The sequence below is a fragment of the Endozoicomonas sp. ONNA1 genome, assembly GCF_024606325.1.
GTDB lineage: Bacteria > Pseudomonadota > Gammaproteobacteria > Pseudomonadales > Endozoicomonadaceae > Endozoicomonas_A.
In genome coordinates, this window is record NZ_JAHHPN010000096.1 from 1 (window position 1) to 1,814 (window position 1,814).

2 protein-coding genes are annotated in these 1,814 nt (G+C 42.6%); both read left to right on the forward strand.

Annotated elements, in window-relative coordinates:
• A partial coding sequence (locus tag KDK19_RS02200) for an RING-HC finger protein (RefSeq protein WP_257252355.1) occupies positions 1-180 on the forward strand: 180 nt, incomplete at its 5' end.
• Positions 181-427: 247 nt separating this feature from the next.
• Positions 428-1,814: RING-HC finger protein (locus KDK19_RS02205; protein ID WP_257291256.1), on the forward strand; the 1,387-nt coding region annotated here is incomplete at its 3' end.

The following is a 1,814-nucleotide window of genomic DNA, read 5'->3' on the forward strand; positions in this document are numbered from 1 at the left end:
ACCAAAAAATGTCCAATTTGTTTCAACCCGGTGGAAGACATTATGGTGTTACAAAGTTGCGGGCACGCTGGTTTCTGCGAGGGTTGTGCCGGGCGAATTGTAGATGAGCAGAGGGACTGCCCGTTTTGCCGGGAAACACCTTTGTCATACATGAAGGTGATCGACAAGTCTTTTTATTGAATGTGCGAACAGTGCTAGTCTGTTGCTTGAGAATGACAGACACATCTTGTGCCCATTATTGGTACCTTCTATAAGCGACAACGATGGTTATAAACTTTTGTGGAGTGAAAGAAAACGGGACTAAACCGTCTGTATGCAAAGCCCGGAATAAGTCATTCTTCAAGGCTTATGTATACGACAGCAGTATATTTGTTATGGACAAATTGCAGCTCGGCAGTGCAGTTGTTTTAACGAATGCAGGTGAAATATGACCTTAGGGTATTCTTTTAAGACGCTTTTGTTTTCAGTGTGTTTGTCTTTTTATCAGCAGGGACTGGCAAACGACACCTATGACCTTGAAGAGTTTCGCAATTATCACAAGACGAACTCAAGGCCGCATTCAAATAAACAACAAAGTCATACAGGTCAGAGCCCACTTGAAAACATCCGCATTGGTTTTGTCAGGCTTAATTTAGCCTCTGGCAATGTATCTGGAGATGAACGACTGGAAATCTGTGAAAATTACGAGGTTGCTGAACAAGACTTTAAACGTCTGGGTAATTTTTATTTTAATTATGTGGGTATGGGTGATCCTCAAAATCGAAAAGTTCGCATTCAAAAAATGCTGAGACTAATACATCATATATTCGCTATTAATATAAATATGATTAATGGGCGAAACCGGGCAGAGATAGAGCTAATCAATGAAACGGCAAAAAGTCTTTTTGAACAATTGTTTATGTCTGCCAAGATAAATGGCAGAAGTAATCCTTATTACAATTATTTCTATTCCGTTCCGGAAAAACATACATCCAACTATGTTGGTGTTGACAACTGTCTGGTCCTGATGCTTCTTGCTTTTCTTGGTCCCCACTTTCTCTATAAGAATCGACTTCATGGCCACTTTACTCTGTTGCATAACGTATATACAGGACAAAGCTACGATCAAGCATTCGACAGTGGGTTGCTTTCTAAAAATATCAATGAATATAATTCTCCGCAAAGCCTTGCCAATCAGTTAAATACAGCCGGATTGGACGCAGAAACAGCACTGTTAATCGGTTTAACTGCAATGGCATCAGCCGCTTTTCAGCGCATGGATTTAGGACGGGTCTCGCTGGAGACACTGGAAACTGTGTTGATAGGGTGTTTGCCAAACGAGCTTCTGCCCATTATCTACAGCAATATAGCCAGTCATTGCCGTTCTGGACGCTCGTGTCCTGTACCCGGGGTTATGTATTGCGCGGATAGCATTAGCGGCATGCAACACTTTATATTCAATATTGTGGGTATTTTCCTCGTGCCCGGAATGTTGGAGGCGTCATCGTCAGAAAGTCTGGTCTTTCTTGTGGATTATTCTGAGTGTTCAGACAGTGAGGGTTCAGAGAGTGATCTCACTGTTGAGGAGTCGGATTCTGAGCATCAGGATCAGTCAACAGTCATTCAACAACAAAATGAATTGATAACCGAGCTAAGACAGGAATTAGCAAGCCAACCTGCAACGGGCGAAGCCGGCGCAGTTGGAGGTGCTTCAGGAGGAATCAAAAAATGTCCAATTTGTTTCAATCCAGTGGAAGACATCAGGGTGTTACAAAGTTGTGGACACGCTGGTTTTTGTGAAGATTGTGCCGGGCGTATTATAGATGAGCAGAGGG